General features: G+C 60.2%; 15 protein-coding genes. 9 read left to right on the top strand and 6 right to left on the bottom strand.

Annotated elements, in window-relative coordinates:
* Window positions 1–126: 126 nt before the first annotated feature.
* The 3 genes from aspS to M8997_RS21105 all read left to right on the top strand — a co-directional run bounded on the left by aspS (window position 127) and on the right by M8997_RS21105 (window position 2,981).
* Window positions 127–1,917: an aspartate--tRNA ligase gene (aspS, locus tag M8997_RS21115; protein ID WP_250018242.1), complete on the top strand. Its 1,791-nt coding sequence runs from the start codon at window positions 127–129 to the stop codon at window positions 1,915–1,917.
* Window positions 1,918–1,990: 73 nt separating this feature from the next.
* Window positions 1,991–2,176, top strand: coding sequence for a hypothetical protein (locus M8997_RS21110; RefSeq protein WP_250018241.1), 186 nt, complete (start codon window positions 1,991–1,993; stop codon window positions 2,174–2,176).
* Window positions 2,163–2,981, top strand: a complete 819-nt coding sequence (locus M8997_RS21105) for a Fic family protein (protein WP_250018240.1) — start codon at window positions 2,163–2,165, stop codon at window positions 2,979–2,981. Before M8997_RS21110 ends, M8997_RS21105 begins: the two co-directional genes overlap by 14 nt.
* A gap of 60 nt (window positions 2,982–3,041) precedes the next feature.
* Here the strand turns inward: M8997_RS21105 and M8997_RS21100 are convergent, their stop codons facing one another.
* Window positions 3,042–4,241 (bottom strand): hypothetical protein, encoded by a 1,200-nt coding sequence (locus tag M8997_RS21100; RefSeq protein ID WP_250018239.1) that lies wholly within the window; start codon window positions 4,239–4,241, stop codon window positions 3,042–3,044.
* A gap of 241 nt (window positions 4,242–4,482) precedes the next feature.
* Between M8997_RS21100 and parC the strand changes: the two genes are divergently transcribed.
* A complete protein-coding gene (gene parC, locus M8997_RS21095; protein ID WP_250018238.1) occupies window positions 4,483–6,762 on the top strand; it encodes a DNA topoisomerase IV subunit A in 2,280 nt (759 codons plus the stop codon).
* 16 nt (window positions 6,763–6,778) lie between these two features.
* Here parC and M8997_RS21090 read toward each other — a convergent pair whose 3' ends face one another.
* The 5 genes from M8997_RS21090 to hemB all read right to left on the bottom strand — a co-directional run bounded on the left by M8997_RS21090 (window position 6,779) and on the right by hemB (window position 10,690).
* Window positions 6,779–7,678 (bottom strand): DMT family transporter, encoded by a 900-nt coding sequence (locus M8997_RS21090; protein WP_250018237.1) that lies wholly within the window; start codon window positions 7,676–7,678, stop codon window positions 6,779–6,781.
* Between the two features lie 79 nt (window positions 7,679–7,757).
* A complete protein-coding gene (locus M8997_RS21085; protein ID WP_250018236.1) occupies window positions 7,758–8,504 on the bottom strand; it encodes an arginyltransferase in 747 nt (248 codons plus the stop codon).
* Window positions 8,505–8,652: 148 nt separating this feature from the next.
* Window positions 8,653–9,072, bottom strand: coding sequence for a hypothetical protein (locus M8997_RS21080; protein WP_250018235.1), 420 nt, complete (start codon window positions 9,070–9,072; stop codon window positions 8,653–8,655).
* Between the two features lie 44 nt (window positions 9,073–9,116).
* Window positions 9,117–9,587 carry an RDD family protein gene (locus M8997_RS21075; protein ID WP_250018234.1) on the bottom strand — a complete coding sequence of 157 codons (471 nt, stop codon included), beginning with the start codon at window positions 9,585–9,587 and terminating at the stop codon, window positions 9,117–9,119.
* 68 nt (window positions 9,588–9,655) lie between these two features.
* Window positions 9,656–10,690 carry a porphobilinogen synthase gene (gene hemB, locus M8997_RS21070; RefSeq protein WP_250018233.1) on the bottom strand — a complete coding sequence of 345 codons (1,035 nt, stop codon included), beginning with the start codon at window positions 10,688–10,690 and terminating at the stop codon, window positions 9,656–9,658.
* 130 nt (window positions 10,691–10,820) lie between these two features.
* Between hemB and M8997_RS21065 the strand changes: the two genes are divergently transcribed.
* The 5 genes from M8997_RS21065 to glyA all read left to right on the top strand — a co-directional run bounded on the left by M8997_RS21065 (window position 10,821) and on the right by glyA (window position 16,043).
* On the top strand, window positions 10,821–11,876 hold the full coding sequence (locus M8997_RS21065) for an enoyl-CoA hydratase/isomerase family protein (RefSeq protein ID WP_250018232.1): 1,056 nt from the start codon (window positions 10,821–10,823) through the stop codon (window positions 11,874–11,876).
* Window positions 11,873–12,301, top strand: coding sequence for a DUF6163 family protein (locus M8997_RS21060; RefSeq protein WP_250018231.1), 429 nt, complete (start codon window positions 11,873–11,875; stop codon window positions 12,299–12,301). Before M8997_RS21065 ends, M8997_RS21060 begins: the two co-directional genes overlap by 4 nt.
* Window positions 12,302–12,457: 156 nt before the next feature.
* A complete protein-coding gene (gene ldtR / locus M8997_RS21055) occupies window positions 12,458–12,973 on the top strand; it encodes a transcriptional regulator LdtR (RefSeq protein WP_250018230.1) in 516 nt (171 codons plus the stop codon).
* A gap of 337 nt (window positions 12,974–13,310) precedes the next feature.
* On the top strand, window positions 13,311–14,591 hold the full coding sequence (locus M8997_RS21050; protein WP_250018229.1) for a murein L,D-transpeptidase: 1,281 nt from the start codon (window positions 13,311–13,313) through the stop codon (window positions 14,589–14,591).
* A 156-nt stretch (window positions 14,592–14,747) separates the two neighbouring features.
* The gene (gene glyA, locus M8997_RS21045; protein ID WP_250018228.1) at window positions 14,748–16,043 is read left to right on the top strand and encodes a serine hydroxymethyltransferase; all 1,296 of its coding nucleotides are present in this window, start codon (window positions 14,748–14,750) and stop codon (window positions 16,041–16,043) included.
* The last annotated feature ends 85 nt before the right edge of the window (window positions 16,044–16,128 follow it).

The raw sequence follows: 16,128 nt of genomic DNA, 5'->3' as shown, positions 1-16,128 counted from the left end.
AGCGTTTGTCTCCGTCGCTATTCCTGATCTTGACAAATCAACTTCAAAATGCGCTTGTCCGCCGAAATTCTTGAGGCGCGGCCTGGCCTTCCAGTGTCCATTCGCCCACCATTCAGAGGCCTTATCATGCACCGTTATCGCAGCCATACCTGCGCAGCCCTGCGTAAATCGGACGTTGGCTCCTCCGTCCGGCTTTCCGGTTGGGTTCACCGTGTCCGCGACCATGGCGGCATTCTCTTCATCGACCTGCGCGACCATTACGGCCTGACGCAGATCGTCGCCAATCCCGATTCGCCCGCTTTCAAGCTGGCCGAGACGGTTCGCGGCGAATGGGTGATCCGCGTCGATGGCGAGGTCAAGGCGCGCACCGACGATACGGTCAACCCCAACATGCCGACCGGCGAGATCGAGATATTCGCCAGGGACATCGAAATATTGTCGGCGGCGAAGGAATTGCCGCTGCCGGTATTCGGCGAACTCGATTATCCCGAGGATATCCGTCTCAAATATCGTTTCCTCGACCTGCGCCGCGATACGCTGCACCGGAACATCATGTCGCGGACGAAGATCATCGCCGCCATGCGCCGCCGCATGTCCGAGATCGGCTTCACCGAGTTTTCGACGCCGATCCTCACGGCATCGTCGCCGGAAGGCGCACGCGACTTCCTCGTCCCGAGCCGCATTCATCCCGGCAAGTTCTATGCGCTGCCGCAGGCGCCGCAGCAGTACAAGCAGCTGATCATGATGTCGGGCTTCGACCGCTATTTCCAGATCGCGCCGTGTTTCCGCGACGAGGACCCGCGCGCCGACCGCCTGCCGGGCGAATTCTACCAGCTCGACATCGAAATGAGCTTCGTCGAGCAGGAAGACGTGCTCTCGACCATGGAGCCGGTGCTGCGCGGCGTTTTCGAGGAGTTTGCCGACGGCAAGCGCGTGACGCAGGAATTCCCGCGCATTCCCTATGACGAGGCGATGCGCAAATATGGTTCCGACAAGCCGGACCTGCGCAATCCCATCGAGATGCAGGCCGTGACCGAGCATTTCGCCGGTTCGGGCTTCAAGGTATTCGCCAACATGATCGCCAACGACCCCAAGGTCGAAGTCTGGGCGATCCCGGCCAGGACGGGCGGATCGCGCGCATTCTGCGACCGCATGAATTCATGGGCGCAGAGCGAGGGCCAGCCCGGCCTCGGCTATATATTCTGGCGCAAGGAAGGCGACGCGCTGGAAGGCGCCGGCCCGCTGGCCAAGAATATCGGTCCGGAGCGGACAGAGGCGCTGCGCACGCAGCTCGGGCTCGACGATGGCGATGCGGCCTTCTTCGTCGCGGGCGATCCGAAGAAATTCGTATCCTTCGCCGGTGCTGCCCGTACGCGGGCGGGCGAGGAGCTGAACCTCGTCGATCGCGATCAGTTCAAGCTGTGCTGGATCGTCGACTTCCCGTTCTTCGAATGGCTGGAGGACGAGAAGAAGATCGATTTCGCCCACAATCCGTTCTCGATGCCGCAGGGCGGCATGGATGCACTCGAGAACCAGGACCCGCTGACCATCAAGGCCTTCCAGTACGACATGGTCTGCAACGGCTTCGAGATCGCCTCCGGCGGCATCCGCAACCACCTGCCCGAGACGATGGTCAAGGCCTTCGAATCGGTCGGCCATTCCCGCGAGACGGTGGAAGAGCGCTTCGGCGGGCTTTACCGCGCCTTCCAGTATGGCGCTCCGCCCCATGGCGGCATGGCGGCGGGCATCGATCGCATCGTGATGCTGCTGGTCGGCGCGAAGAACCTGCGCGAGATCACCATGTTCCCGATGAACCAGCAGGCCTATGACCTGCTGATGAACGCACCTTCGGACGTGTCGCAGGCGCAATTGCGCGATCTGAACATCCGGCTCAACCCGGTGAAGAAGGACGCCTGACCTGTCTCGTCACGTTATTTGTTACTTCGCCATCGAGAATATGAGTTATGATGAGATTCGTAAGGAGAGTAACATGACACGTGACTTACAAGAATTGATTGCGAAATCCCGGTCGATAAAAATGACCGAGAATGAGCAGGAAGAGCAGCGCCGCAGCTTTGCCTACGGCTCGGCAAAAATCGAGAATGATGACATAACGCGCGATATTATAGACGAAGCGGCCAATCGACTGAAATCGGCCGCTCATGCCGAACGATAGGTCCAGCGAGGCCGATGAACCTTTACTGGCAACCGATGCACATGACATTGCCCGGATAGAAGCCGAAAACACATTGCGGCAGTTCGATGCCGCAATGGTCGAATTGCAGAAGTGGATCAACGATCCAAAGTATCGTCTCCGACCGTCCACAATCCTCAATCTGAATCGCGTGGCGCTTGAAAAATTGAGCAGGTATGCCGGTGTTTTTCGCCCGGGTAGCGTCAAAATTCGAGGCAGTCAGCATCAACCGGCAGCGTCGGGAAGAGTACCCGAACTAGTCGAAGACTTTTGCGAGTATATCTACAATAACTGGAATGAACGTTCGCCTATTCACTTGTCGGCATATGCACTGTGGCGATTGAACTGGATACATCCATTCGTTGACGGGAATGGTCGTACTGCTCGAATTGTATCATATCTGATTTTGTGCGCTAAACTCGGATATCGCATCCCAGGCATAGTCACAATACCCGAACAAATCGCAGCCGATAAGCAGCCTTACTACCTTGCTCTTGAAGCGGCAGACGTTGGTCATGAACGAAATGAGCTTGATGTTACCCAGTTGGAAGCATTGATGAGTGTGCATCTCGCAACACAGCTGTTGGAAGTCCATAACCGTGCGGCAAATCCCAAGTCGAATAGAAGTGCTGTAGAAGACTACGCTTCAGCATCGACCTCGGTGAATCCCGGGAATGTTCGCCGAGAACAAAGAAGTTTCATGCAGCATATAGAAAATCACCCGGTCCTATATGGATTGATAGGGACGGTCGTCGTCGCAATTCTCGGCATCCTGTTCTCGAGGTAAAGCACCAATGAAAAAGCCCGGCCGTTGAGCCGGGATTTTTCGTATCCGGGCCGGTTTGTCCTACTTGTTGGCGTCGACGGTGACGCTGAGGGTCTTGATCAGCGATTTCGGATCGGCCATTCCGGCAGCGGCGAGGATGGCGAAGGGGACAGGCTTCGCCGGAGCGGCCTTGATCTCGATGTTCTTCGGATCGTCGAGATAGGCGCTGACGGCGGTACCCACGGCCTGCGCGAATTCGGCATCGCCGAGTTGCGCCGCCGCCATCGGCAGTATCGCCTTGGCCTGGTTGACCAGATCGGACCGCTTGGCATTCTGCTGCTTGGCGACATAATCCAGCGCCTTGCCGGTGACCGAATTGTCGTCGAAGCGGATCGAGGCATTGTTGAAATTCAACTGCTGCATCAGGCCCATCATGGCCATCGCCTGCGCATCGTCGGGCTTGCCTTCGGCGTTCTTGCTCGCCTCCTGGATGCTCTTGACGAAATCGAGCGTATAGCCGGAAATGTCGAGCTTCACGCCCAGCGTGCCGCCATTGTCGACGATATAATCCATCTTTTCGATATTCAGCCGGCCATCCGCCATGTTCCAGGTGCCGCCGAGGTCGACCTTGCCCGAGATCGTCTCATAGCCCATCGTCTTCAAGGCGTCCTTGGCCTTGGGATCGCTCACGTCGGTGAGATCCAGCTTGAACGTGTCGATAATGGTCGTGAAGGCGATCGGCTCCTTCTCCACCAGCGGCGAAATCGTCGCCGTGATGCGGTCGGCGGTGAAGAAATCCTTGCCGTCCGCGTTGACGCTGACATGGGCGATCTCGGCCCGCTCATATTGCAGGATCTTGGCGAATGGTTCGGTCGAGCCTTCGGCCGGCAGCGTGATATCCTCAAGCTTGATGCCTTCGATCGCGATCTTGCTCGGATGCTCGCCGGGGGTGGTGTGCTCGATGTCGGGTATCGCCAGCGCGCCGATCTTGAACCCGCCGCCCGAAACATCGGTGACGTCGGAAAGCGTGATATCGCCGGCATTGAACTTGTCGTCCATCCCGACCGAGGACATCTTGGTGTCCTTCAGGATGACCGTCGAGCCATTGGTCTCGACATTGCTGTATTCGATCACGCCGCCCTGTTCGGCATAGACGGACTTCAGGCGCGCGGCGACGACATTGCCATCGACGGCATAGGCGGAGCCGGCATGGAGCAAGACGAGCGCGGAGGTGGCAGCCAGCACGCGCAAGCTGTTATTTACTGGAGTTACGGCAGCCATGATCAATAATCCTGTTAGAGTGACAATCCCGTAGCCGGGCTCGTAGCCGGGCGATATCGCAGCCCAATAGCGTAGCCGGGCTCCAATATCGCATCCGCCACGGCAAAACTGTGGCCGGCGGCAACAAAGTCAGATTTGCCTGCGAAAGGCAAGACCGCATCGGGCCCGGCGAAGGTGGATGAGCTGTGATCTGGGCGAATCAGTGCTTGCCGCAGATTCACGCAGTTGATAACCCAATATCATGGGAAAAAGCCTGATTCCGCCTGGTAATGGCGACGACAATATCGAACCGGTAGATCTGAAGGCGGCGCTGGAAGAGCGCTATCTCGCCTATGCGCTGTCGACCATCATGCATCGGGCTCTTCCCGATGTCCGCGATGGCCTGAAACCGGTCCATCGCCGCATCATGCATGCGATGCGCCTGCTGCGGCTGTCGCCGGACCAGGCCTATGCGAAATGCGCCCGTATCGTCGGCGAGGTGATGGGCAAGTTCCATCCGCATGGCGACCAGTCGATCTATGATGCGCTGGTGCGCCTGTCGCAGGATTTCGCCGTGCGCTATCCGGTGGTCGATGGCCAGGGCAATTTCGGCAATATCGACGGCGATAATCCGGCGGCGATGCGCTACACCGAAGCGCGCATGACGGATGTCGCCATGTTGCTGCTCGAGGGCATCACCGAGGATGCCGTCGATTTTCGCCCGACCTATAATGAAGAGGACGAGGAACCGATCGTCCTGCCCGGCGCGTTCCCCAATCTTCTCGCCAATGGCTCCTCCGGCATCGCCGTCGGCATGGCGACGTCGATTCCGCCGCACAACGTCTCCGAATTGTGCGCCGCCGCCCTTCACCTCATCGCCCATCCCGACGCCGAGGTGGAAGCGCTGCTGGCGACCGCGGAAAACGAGGATCCGTTGAAGACGCTGGTGCGCGGTCCGGATTTCCCGACCGGCGGCATTCTCGTCGAAAGCCCCGAAGCGATCCAGGAAGCCTACAGGACGGGGCGGGGCGGCTTTCGCCTGCGCGCCCGCTGGCATGTGGAGGAACAGGGCCGGGGCACGTGGAACATCGTCGTCACGGAAATCCCCTACCAGGTGCAGAAATCGCGGCTGATCGAGAAGATCGCCGAACTGCTGCTCGCCAAGAAACTGCCGCTGCTCGACGATGTCCGCGATGAATCGGCCGAAGACGTGCGGCTGGTGCTGGAGCCGAAGAGCAGGAGCGTCAATCCCGACATTCTCATGGAATCGCTGTTCAAGCTCACCGAGCTCGAGACGCGCTTCCCGCTCAACATGAACGTGCTCTCCAACGGCAAGGTGCCGAACGTCCTGTCGTTGCGGGACGTGCTGAAGCAATGGCTGGAACACCGCAAGGACGTGCTGATCCGCCGCTCGCGGCATCGCCTCGGGGAAATCGAGCGCCGGCTCGAAATCCTTGGCGGCATGCTGATCGCCTATCTGAACATCGATGAGGTCATCCGCATCATCCGCGAGGAGGACGATCCCAAGCAGGAGATGATCCAGCGTTTCGAGCTGACGGATGTCCAGGCCGAAGCGATCCTCAACATGCGGCTGCGCTCGCTGCGCAAGCTCGAGGAATTCGAGATCCGCAAGGAATTCGACGGCCTGACGGCGGAGAAGCGCGAGATCGAGCAATTGCTCGCCTCCGACAGCCGCCAATGGCAGACCATCTCCTGGCAGATCCAGGAGATGCAGAAGAAATATGCGCCGGATACGCCGCTCGGCAAGCGGCGCACCACATTCGCCGAAGCGCCCAACCACGATCTCACCGACATCCATCATGCGATGATCGAGCGCGAGCCGGTGACGGTCGTCGTTTCCGAAAAGGGCTGGCTGCGGGCGATGAAGGGCCATCTGGCGGATTTCAGCGCGCTGACCTTCAAGGAAGGCGACAAGCTCAAGCTGGCATTCCACGCCGAGACGACGGATCGCATCCTCGTGCTGACGACGGGCGGCAAGTTCCACACGATCGGCGCCAACAGCCTGCCGGGCGGGCGCGGCCATGGCGAGCCGATCCGCATCATCGTCGACATGGAGAACGACCAGGACATCGTGACGGCCTTCGTGCACCGGCCGGAGGGCAAGCTGCTCCTGTCCTCGCATGTGGGCAATGGCTTCATCGTGCCGGAAGCCGAGATCATCGCCAATACGCGCAAGGGCAAGCAGGTGATGAATGTGAAGGCGCCGGACGAGGCGCGCCATTGCGTGCCGGTGTCGGGCGATTCCGTCGCCATTGTCGGTGAAAACCGCAAGCTGCTGGTCTTCCCGCTGGCCGAGGTTCCGGAGCTTGGACGCGGCAAGGGCGTCCGCCTGCAGAGATACAAGGATGGCGGCGTATCCGATATCCGCGTCTTCGCCATGGAGCAGGGGCTGACCTGGCAGGATGCGGCGGACCGCACCTTTACCCGCAGCAAGGACGAATTGCTGGAATGGATCGGCCCGAGGGCGACCGCCGGCCGGATGGTGCCGAAAGGCTTCCCGCGTTCCGGCAAATTCTCCTGACGGGTTTCGGCCCGGCCTAGATCGGATGCCTGATCGCGGTGGTGCGGGCGCGCCGCCGCGAATGATACATCTGCCAGAGCGAATGGCCGACAAGCGCCGAAATGATGATCAGCCCGCCGATCAGCGTCGCGTCGCTCGGCCGCTCTGAAAAGACCAGCCATACCCAGATCGGCGTCAGCACCGTCTCCAGCAGGTAGAACATCGCTACTTCCGGTCCCGAAAGGAAGCGGGGGCCGGTGGCAAGGCAGATGAAGGCGATGGTGGTGACGAACGCGCCGTTGAAGATGATCCAGCCCGGCGCCGCCACGGTGAAGCCGTTCTGCGACACCATGAAGGCGGCAACGATGATCGGCACCCCGGTGCCCAGCATGGCGGCAAAGCCCATATCCTTGCCCGATGCCCGGGTCACCGTGATCGCCGAGGCCAGGATGAAGGTCGAGAGCAGCCCCATCAGGTCGCCGAATACGTGTCCGGCCGTCAAGCCTTCGCGCACGATGATGCCGACACCGATCAGCATCAGGAACATGGCGACGAAGGTCACGGCCTTCGGCCGTTCCTTCAGGAATATCCACGACAGCAGCGCCGCAAAGACCGTGTTGAAGGCAAGAATGAAGACGAGATTGGCGGTCTTCGTGTTGTAGACAGCGGTCATGAAGGCGATCGACGCCATGCCGTACAGGCAGGCGACGGCAAAGCCGATCGCGCCGGGCACGATGGCGCCGCGCCTGCCGAACATGGTTCGCCAGACCAGCCAGATGATGATCGCGCAGATGAAGGTGGTGGAACTGCGCAGGAGGAGCGTCGACCATGTCTCGCCCTGGCCGAGGCGCAGCAATGGAATATCCGCGGAGAGGACGAGCCCGCCAATGCCCGCAATCAGCAGGCCTTTGCGGTGATCGAGATGCAATTGCGACATTTGGCGGGAATCCGGTTGGCCGAAGGTGGGCGAGCTGTACCGGTAGCCGATATCCCTGTCCAGAGAGATCGCAACGCTTCTACGGCACCCGCTCCCATCCCTTGACGCCCAGATGTTCCTGCGGCTGGTAACGGATCTTGTACTGCATCTTGCGCGAGCCCTCGACCCAATAGCCGAGATAGACATGCGGCATGCCGGCCGACTGGGCCCGCTGGATATGGTCGAGGATCATGAATGTGCCGAGCGAACGGCTGGCATGTTCCGGATTGAAGAACGAATAGACCATCGAGAGGCCGTCGCTCATGACGTCGGTGAGGGCGACCGCGATCAACTCGCCTTCGCCCTTGCCGGTGATGAAGGAGTCCGGTCCGCGCCGCCTGTATTCGATGATCTGCGTCGGCACATGGGTATCCTCGACCATCATGGCATAGTCGAGCACTGTCATCTCCGACATGCCGCCCTTGTTGTGGCGCGCGTCCAGATATTGCCGGAACAGCGAATATTGCTCGGTCGAGGGCTCGGCATGATGGATATTGCCGATCAGGTCGCGATTGCGGTTCCAGACGCGGCGCATCGAGCGGTCCTGCGTGAATTCATTGGCGAGGATGCGCACGGAGACGCAGGCGCGGCAATTTTCGCAGGCCGGGCGGTAGGCGATGTTCTGGGAGCGGCGGAAACCGCCCTGTGTCAGCAGGTCATTGAGTTCGCTGGCGCGCCCACCGACGAGGTGGGTGAACACTTTCCGCTCCAGCTGCCCCTCCAGGTAAGGACAGGGCGAGGGTGCTGTCAGGAAGAACTGCGGTGATTGCTGCGGTTGATGTGTCATCCAAGTTCCTGGAACAGTCTGCTACACCTATAGAATTGTATGACAAACAGAAACGTCAATTCAATTATATTGTATCCGTGGTTGATTTAGGCAGGGTAAATGCTTTTGCCCCGATCAATATCCCGGGAGCAATGCCCGGCAATATGCCTCAGCGTGCGGGGCGGATGGGGCAGCGCGTACCGGTCCAGGAGTGAGCCGGCGCGTCGAAACGGCCGTCGCGCGAGCCGCCCCAGACGCCCTTGAAGCCTTCGAAATCGCCGAGGAACCTCAGGCGCAGCAAGCCTGTGCCGAACTTGTCGGTCCAGACCAGCGTGCGTTCGCCGGCGCTGCCGGCCTCCTGTTCCGCCAATGTGCCGTCGGTTCGGCCATTCGGCCCGTCGAGCTTGTAGGTGCCGCTTATGCGCCCGTCGATCTCGACGTTGAGGCTGGTGAGCACGTCCTGATAGTCGCCGCTCGATATGACTTCGCCGCAATAGCGCCCGGCAGGCGAGGCCGCCGAGGCGGCATCCGTACCGGCGCACAGGACGATCAGCGCCGCGACGGCACCGAAAAATCTGGAGTTTGGCATGATCTTACCAGTGAATGACGAGGCCCGGCTTGCGGGCCTGCGGATTATTGATAGGCGCGAACGACGACGGTGCCGAGCAGCAGATCGTGCAGCGTGCGCTTGCGGTCGAGAAACAGCGTCGCCAGCAGGATCAGCGGCGTCAGCACCACATTGAGGCCCCAGAACAGGACGGTGTGCACGATGGCGAGCAGGCCGTCGACTTTCTGCCCGTTGAGACGCTCGAGGCGCAAGCCCATGATCTGCATTCCCTTGGTGGCCTGGCGCGGCCCGCCGAGCGTCGTTGCGACATAGGCCAGCGCGACCAGCGGGAACATCACGCCGTAGAGCATCCAGCCGAGACCGAGTGTGGCCACGCCGAGAATGGCGATGAGGATGGCGACGGGAATGCACAGGAGGAACACGATGGCATAGTCGATGATGAACGCGAAGATGCGCGACGTCAGCACGCCCTGATAAAGGCGTCGATCGTCGAAACGGTCGGCGATAATTTCGCCATCGAGTGTTTTAGCGTTCATTTCTTTGCCCCGTATCCTTCAACGACCGAAAGTTTTCGCTCTGAATTTGGGGAATCGGGATTGAGATTTCAAGCGCCTGCGCGCAGCCTTGCCGCAATGAGCGGGGCGAAATAGGTCAGGATGCCATCGCAGCCGGCGCGCTTGAAGGCAAGTAGCGTCTCCATCATCACCCGATCCTCGTCGATCCAGCCATTGGCGCCCGCGGCCTTGATCATCGCATATTCGCCCGACACCTGATAGGCGAAGGTCGGCACCGAGAAGGTCTCCTTCAGCCGCTGGATGATGTCGAGATAGGGCAATCCGGGCTTCACCATCAGCGAATCCGCGCCTTCCGCCAGATCCTGTTCGGCCTCGCGCAGCGACTCGTCCGTATTGGCCGGGTCGATGTAATAGGTCTTCTTGTCGCCCTTCAGCCGGCCGGAAGTGCCGATCGCCTCGCGATAGGGGCCGTAGAAGGCGGAGGCGAACTTGGTGGCATAGGCCATGATCGCCACGTCCTGGAAGCCATTGGCGTCCAGCGCGTCGCGGATGGCGCCGATGCGCCCGTCCATCATGTCGGATGGGGCGATGATATCCGCGCCGGCCGCCGCCTGCAGCACCGCGCCGCGGCTGATCTGCTCGACCGTCTCGTCATTGACGATGATGCCGTCGCGGAGAATGCCGTCATGGCCGTGGCTGGTGAACGGATCGAGCGCAACGTCGGTGATCATGCCGATCTCCGGCACGGCATCCTTGATCGCCCGCGTCGCGCGGTTGATGAGATTGTCGGCGTCGAGAATTCCCGATCCCGCATCGTCCCGCAGGTCCGGATCTATATTGGCGAAGGTGGCGATGGCAGGAATGCCGAGCGATGCCGCCCGTTCCGCCTCGCGCACGGCCATGTCGACCGACAGGCGCTGGACGCCGGGCATGGCGGAGATGTCCTCGCGGCGTTTTTCGCCCTCGCACAGGAAGATCGGCCAGATCAGGTCATTGACGGTCAATTCATGTTCCTGCACCAGCCGGCGCGACCAATCGGCCTTGCGCATGCGCCGCAAGCGGCGTCCCTGCGTGATCTCGTCGACGGTCCGGCCGCGCTGGCTCTGGAAAGGATGCTTGTTCATTTCGTCTGCCTTGTTCTTTGCCTGCCTTTTATCAGGGATGGCCCGCGCCACCAAGTATTCTGCCGAAGATGTGATCCATTGACGCGGCGTGGCTTATTTTCCTAACCTGCTGCGAACAGGGGAGAGGCGGATGGAAGTCGATTTTGGAGGCGAGGGCGAGGTCGTGTTCGAGCGGCGGGGAAAGGCCGGTCTCATGCGCCTGACGCGGGCGAAGGCGCTCAACGCCCTGACGCGCACCATGGTCAATGCGATGTACCGGGCCTTGACGGCCTGGGAAACCGATCCGGAGGTCCACTGCATCATCGTCGAGGGCGAGGGGCGGGCCTTCTGCGCGGGCGGCGACATTCTGGCGGTCTATCATGCGGGCAGGGCCGGCAAGCCGCTCTATGAATTCTTCGCCGATGAATACCGTCTCAACGCCTATATAAGGCAATATTCCAAGCCCTATGTCTCGCTGATCGACGGCATCGTCATGGGCGGCGGCGTCGGTATTTCGGTGCATGGCTCGCACCGCGTGGTGACGGAGAATGTGGTGCTCGCCATGCCGGAAGTCGGCATCGGCTTCTTTCCCGATGTCGGCGGCAGCGCGTTCCTGCCGCATCTGCCCGATCATTTCGGCACCTATCTCGCCTTGACCGGAAACCGCATCCGGCAGGGAGACTGCCTGCAAAGCGGCATCGCCACCCATGCCATCCGCGCCGAGGACAAGGACAGGCTGCGCCGGAGCCTGATCCGGACAGGCGATCCCGACCGCTCGCTGAAGGGCAAGACCGTCAACCCGGATTACGAAACCCCCGAAACCGTGCGCGACATGATCGGCGTCCTGTTCGACTCGCCCACGCTGAACGGTTGCCTCATCCGGCTGGCCGCCGCCGGTGCGAATGGGAGCGAGGAGGCGCAGCAGCTGTTCGAACTGATCAGGAGCCGCTCGCCGACCAGCCTGCATGTCAGTTTCCGCCAGATCGAGGAGGGGCGCGAGCTCGACATGGATCAGTGCATGCGCATGGAATACCGCATCCTGTCGCGAATGCTTGAAAACCATGATTTCTACGAAGGCGTGCGCGCCTTGCTTGTGGACAAGGACAATACGCCCCGGTGGCAACCGGCCCGACTCGAGGATATAAGCCCCGAGATGGTGGACGCCTATTTCGCGCCGCTGGGCGAACGGGAACTGCAACTGACATGAACGAACGGCCTACGCATCTTCCCTTCGATCCGACGATGACCCAGACCGCCTTCGTCTGGCTGCTGCGGCTGGTGGCGATCTATTGCCTCGTTGCCGGCGTCGGCTACTGGGCGCAGATCAGCGGCTATTACGAAGGCATGCTCTGGCGCTTCGACCTGATGCCCTGGCACTGGAAGGTGGCGACCGTCTCGCTGGCCATGCTCTACCCCGTCGCCTCGACCGGGCTGTGGATGATGGTGTCGTGGGGACCTGTCATCTGGTTCGTGGCGGCCCTCGGCGAGACGCTGATGTTCACGGTGTTTTCCAACTATTTCTTCTATCGGCCGCAGATCGCCATCATCCATGGCTGCGTCGCCCTTCTCTATATAGGTTTTCGCCTCGCCTTGTTCCTGCAGAAGCGCCACCAGGCCATGCCGGTGGCTTGAAGCAGAAGCGGCGGGTAAGTGTTCATTAAGGTAGAAATTGATTCCGAAACGGTAAGGTACTGTTAAGTCTGTGTTTTAAGTCGAATTTTATGCGTATTCGATACTGTTGCCTCAACGGTGAGAAAAATACACCGAAACAACAGTGAGGCAGATATCATGAACAATACACAGAGAAAATCTGGTGATAACGCGCGTTCTACAACAAGCGACACAGCTCTTCGCTCACTATATCTTGAAGCGCTGCAATTGGTCGAGCGTCTACACCGCCGGTTGCTTGATGTCGTCAAAGATGAGTTCGACCGCAATGGCCGCAACGACATCAATGCGATCCAGGCATTGCTGCTTTTCAACATCGGCAATGCCGAACTGACGGCAGGCGAACTGCGCAGCCGCGGCTATTATCTCGGCTCCAATGTTTCGTACAACCTGAAGAAGCTTGTCGAGCTCGGCTTTATTTCCCATGAACGCTCGCGCACGGATCGCCGTTCGGTTCGCGTCAGTCTCACCGACAAGGGCACCGAGATCGCTGAACTCGTGGCCGGTCTCTATGAGCGCCACGTCGCCTCCATCGAGCATGTCGGCGGCATAAAGGCGGAAGAATTCCAGTCGATGAACAAGGCCCTCCAGCGCCTCGACCGCTTCTGGAACGATACGATCGCCTATCGGATGTAAGGCGATGACAGCGAAGATATGTCCGTCGCGGCAACCATCGGCCGAGACGGACATCGTTTCCCGCGACTATCCACCGGAGGCGCCTTGGGGTTCGTCCTTGGGGGGGGCAGTCATCAATCTGCCATAATGGAATGAAATGGGCTGCGAGGATACTTTGTATCGCAGGAACGGACGCGATTGCTTGATTTCTGTCCCGGCGCCTTGACATCACATTCACGCGATAAGGGTGAAAGTTGGTGTTTGTTAAGGATGTTCCTGATATTTTTGGAAACCAATTCCGCGCCTTCGCATTAAGGTAGGCGGTTTACCGTAGAGCTTCCAGCAGGTGGACAACATTATGAAGAAGTTTGGATCGACAGCACTTGACCGCCGTGCTTTTCTGACGGGCGTGGCGACTGCCGGTTTGACTGCCGTCGCGTCGTCTGCATTTGCGCAACAATCGGATCTTAGCGATATCCTCGCATCGCCGCGCCGGGGCAATTGGGACGACCAGTTCGATGCCCGCTCGACGAACCGCGGCAAGGTCGCGAGCTTCCAGCCGATCGCGAGCCCGGAAACGGCCTCCTTCATCGAAAGCGCCATCAACACCTATAGCCAGATCGTGGCGAATGGCGGCTGGCCCATGGTCTCGACCCAGGCCAAATTGAAGCTCGGCGTCGTCGATCCTTCTGTTTCGACGCTACGCCAGCGCCTGATCGTCGCCGGCGACCTGTCGCAAAGCGCCGGAACGTCGCAGTCCTTCGATACTTATGTCGATGCTGCGGTCAAGCGGTTCCAGTCGCGCCACGGCCTGCCTGCCGATGGCGTCATGGGCCAGTTCACGCTGGCCGCGATGAATGTCACGGCCGATGTCCGCCTCAACCAGCTGCAGACGAATTTGCAGCGCGTGCGCGAACTCGCATCCAGCGACCAGGGCGCGCGCTATGTCATGGTGAACATTCCGGCAGCGCAGATCGAGGCCGTCGAGAACGGCCGCGTCGTGCAGCGCCATACCGCGATCGTCGGCAAGATCGACCGCCAGACGCCCATTCTCGATTCGAAGATTCACGAGATCATCCTCAATCCCTACTGGACGGCGCCGAAGTCGATCATCCAGAAGGACATCATTCCGCTCATGCGCAAGGATCCGACCTATCTGACGCGCAACAAGATCCGTCTCTTCCACGAAGGGACGCTCGAGGAAGTGGCGCCGGAGACGGTCGACTGGACGACGGACGAGGCGGTGAAGCTCATGTTCCGCCAGGACCCGGGCAAGATCAACGCCATGTCCTCGACCAAGATCAACTTCCACAATACGCACGCTGTCTACATGCACGACACGCCGCAGCAGGGGACGTTCAACAAGCTGATGCGCTTCGATTCGTCCGGCTGCGTGCGCGTGCAGAACGTTCGCGACCTCAATGTCTGGCTGCTGCGCGATACGCCGGGCTGGGACCGCCAGACGATGGAAGCGACGATCAAGTCCGGCACCAATACGCCGATCGCGGTCAACAACCCCGTGCCGCTGCATTTCGTCTATGTCACCGCATGGTCGACCGGCGATGGCGTCGTGCACCTGCGCGACGATATCTACGAGCGCGACGGCCAGGCAGCGCTGTCCATCGGTACCAATATCTGATCGACCGCTCAGGAATGTTTCGAAAGACCGCCTCCGGGCGGTCTTTTTCGTCATGCCGGTTTCGGGCTAGTGCTTTTCGTCCTCCGGCCATTGGCCTTGCCGGTTTAAGTATGATAATGCGCGGCAACTACACTGGCCAATGAGGGTTCCCGCACCATGTCGAACACAGAGAGTTTTTTCAACGCAGCGCTCGAAGACATCGATCCCGAGATTTTTGGCGCCATCCGCAAGGAATTGGGGCGGCAGCGGCATGAAATCGAGCTGATTGCGTCGGAGAACATCGTATCGCGCGCTGTTCTGGAAGCGCAGGGTTCGATCATGACGAACAAATATGCGGAAGGCTATCCGGGCAAGCGCTATTATGGCGGCTGCCAATATGTCGATATTGCCGAAGAACTCGCCATCGAGCGCGCCAAGAAGCTGTTCAGTTGCGATTTCGCCAATGTCCAGCCGAATTCCGGCAGCCAGATGAACCAGGCGGTGTTCCTGGCCCTGCTGCAGCCGGGCGATACGTTCATGGGCCTCGATCTGAATTCGGGCGGTCATCTGACGCATGGATCGCCGGTCAACATGTCCGGCAAATGGTTCAACGTCATCTCCTATGGCGTGCGCGAGGACGATCACCTGCTCGACATGGACGAGATCGAGAAGAAGGCGCATGAGTTCAAGCCGAAGCTGATCATCGCCGGCGGCACCGCCTATTCGCGCATCTGGGATTTCGAGCGCTTCCGCAAGATCGCCGATGCGGTCGGCGCCTACCTCATGGTAGACATGGCCCATATCGCCGGTCTTGTCGCGGCCGGCGTTCATCCTTCGCCGATCCCGCATGCCCATGTCACCACGACGACGACGCACAAATCGCTGCGCGGCCCGCGTGGCGGCATGATCCTGACCAATGATCCGGAGATCGCCAAGAAGATCAATTCCGCGGTGTTCCCGGGTCTCCAGGGCGGGCCGCTGATGCACGTGATCGCCGCCAAGGCCGTGGCTTTCGGCGAGGCGCTGAAGCCCGACTTCAAGGCCTATGGCGAGAACGTCGTCGCCAACGCCAAGACCCTGGCCGAATCGCTGAAGAAGAACGGCCTCGACATCGTATCCGGCGGCACCGACAACCATCTCATGCTCGTCGATCTGCGCCCGAAGAATGCGACGGGCAAGCGCGCCGAACAGGCGCTCGGCCGTGCCAATATCACCTGCAACAAGAACGGCATTCCATTCGATCCGGAAAAGCCCTTCGTAACCTCCGGCGTCCGTCTCGGCACGCCGGCCGGCACGACGCGCGGTTTCGGTGCGGCGGAATTCACCGAGATCGGCAACCTCATCACCGAGGTTCTCGATGGTTTGAAGGTGGCGAATTCCGACGAAGGCAATGCTGCCGTCGAAAAGGCGGTCCAGCAGAAGGTCGTGGCGCTGACCGAGCGTTTCCCGCTCTATCCGTATCTCGGCCAGTAGCACGGGATGGGCTCCGATGCCGCGCTGGGGAAAGCCGGCATCGGAGCGCTTTAAACCTTGAGGGAAAGGCACTATCTTCGCGGCA

The organism is Phyllobacterium sp. 21LDTY02-6 (genome assembly GCF_023554255.2).
Lineage (GTDB): Bacteria > Pseudomonadota > Alphaproteobacteria > Rhizobiales > Rhizobiaceae > Phyllobacterium.
Note: the sequence above shows the minus strand (reverse complement) of the source record. Positions and strands in the feature narration are given on the sequence as shown.

What these genes read in the sequence shown, in the direction of transcription:
- aspS (WP_250018242.1), top strand. Translation starts at nt 127, where the DNA reads ATGCACCGTTATCGCAGCCATACCTGCGCAGCCCTGCGTAAATCGGAC.
- M8997_RS21110 (WP_250018241.1), top strand. Translation starts at nt 1,991, where the DNA reads ATGACACGTGACTTACAAGAATTGATTGCGAAATCCCGGTCGATAAAA.
- M8997_RS21105 (WP_250018240.1), top strand. Translation starts at nt 2,163, where the DNA reads ATGCCGAACGATAGGTCCAGCGAGGCCGATGAACCTTTACTGGCAACC.
- M8997_RS21100 (WP_250018239.1), bottom strand. Translation starts at nt 4,241, where the DNA reads ATGGCTGCCGTAACTCCAGTAAATAACAGCTTGCGCGTGCTGGCTGCC.
- parC (WP_250018238.1), top strand. Translation starts at nt 4,483, where the DNA reads ATGGGAAAAAGCCTGATTCCGCCTGGTAATGGCGACGACAATATCGAA.
- M8997_RS21090 (WP_250018237.1), bottom strand. Translation starts at nt 7,678, where the DNA reads ATGTCGCAATTGCATCTCGATCACCGCAAAGGCCTGCTGATTGCGGGC.
- M8997_RS21085 (WP_250018236.1), bottom strand. Translation starts at nt 8,504, where the DNA reads ATGACACATCAACCGCAGCAATCACCGCAGTTCTTCCTGACAGCACCC.
- M8997_RS21080 (WP_250018235.1), bottom strand. Translation starts at nt 9,072, where the DNA reads ATGCCAAACTCCAGATTTTTCGGTGCCGTCGCGGCGCTGATCGTCCTG.
- M8997_RS21075 (WP_250018234.1), bottom strand. Translation starts at nt 9,587, where the DNA reads ATGAACGCTAAAACACTCGATGGCGAAATTATCGCCGACCGTTTCGAC.
- hemB (WP_250018233.1), bottom strand. Translation starts at nt 10,690, where the DNA reads ATGAACAAGCATCCTTTCCAGAGCCAGCGCGGCCGGACCGTCGACGAG.
- M8997_RS21065 (WP_250018232.1), top strand. Translation starts at nt 10,821, where the DNA reads ATGGAAGTCGATTTTGGAGGCGAGGGCGAGGTCGTGTTCGAGCGGCGG.
- M8997_RS21060 (WP_250018231.1), top strand. Translation starts at nt 11,873, where the DNA reads ATGAACGAACGGCCTACGCATCTTCCCTTCGATCCGACGATGACCCAG.
- ldtR (WP_250018230.1), top strand. Translation starts at nt 12,458, where the DNA reads ATGAACAATACACAGAGAAAATCTGGTGATAACGCGCGTTCTACAACA.
- M8997_RS21050 (WP_250018229.1), top strand. Translation starts at nt 13,311, where the DNA reads ATGAAGAAGTTTGGATCGACAGCACTTGACCGCCGTGCTTTTCTGACG.
- glyA (WP_250018228.1), top strand. Translation starts at nt 14,748, where the DNA reads ATGTCGAACACAGAGAGTTTTTTCAACGCAGCGCTCGAAGACATCGAT.